We start from the raw sequence: 632 nt of genomic DNA, 5'->3' as shown, positions 1-632 counted from the left end.
GGGATTATTTTTGACCTGTTCCTCAAACAAGTCGATAACCGTTTTGTCTTTTGGGTATTCGACCTGGGTATCATTGAATACTTTTAATAACTGATGTTCTTCTTTGGGGGTTAACATTGATAAATCCCCAATAGCCATATCAGGGTTGTCTACAATACTAGAGAGTAATTCACAGTAATGTACCGCCATGTGCTCAATGGTCTTTTGATCGTATAGGTCAGTACAGTATTCTATACTTAAAGAAATACCTGAGGTTGTTTCCAATGAGGTCATAGTCAGGTCAAACTTTGAAGTACTGGCTTCTTGATCATAAGGTGCCAAGTTCATTCCTTCGATAGATACTTCCCCTTGATCAGGAATGTTTTGTAAGACAAACATTACTTGGAATAAAGGTGTTGTACTCATATCTCGTGTAACGACAACCTGGTCTACAACTTTTTCAAAAGGGACTTGTTGGTGGTCATACGCCTGCAATGTCATTTCTTTAATCTGTGACAACAAGGTATTGAAAGAAGGGTTCCCACTTAAATCACTTCTAAGGGCTAGTGTATTGACAAAAAAGCCAATCAATCCTTCTAATTCTTCCTGTGTTCTATTAGCTATTGGTGTCCCCACACAAATATCAACCTGTC

At 38.3% G+C, this 632-nt stretch carries 1 protein-coding gene; it reads right to left on the bottom strand.

Annotated elements, in window-relative coordinates; translation table 11 throughout:
* The coding region (locus ABD816_RS22235; protein WP_344931122.1) for a condensation domain-containing protein at window positions 1-632 on the bottom strand (632 nt) is incomplete at both ends.

It is taken from the genome of Aquimarina addita (genome assembly GCF_039539305.1).
Classification (GTDB): Bacteria; Bacteroidota; Bacteroidia; order Flavobacteriales; family Flavobacteriaceae; genus Aquimarina; species Aquimarina addita.
Note: the sequence above shows the minus strand (reverse complement) of the source record. Positions and strands in the feature narration are given on the sequence as shown.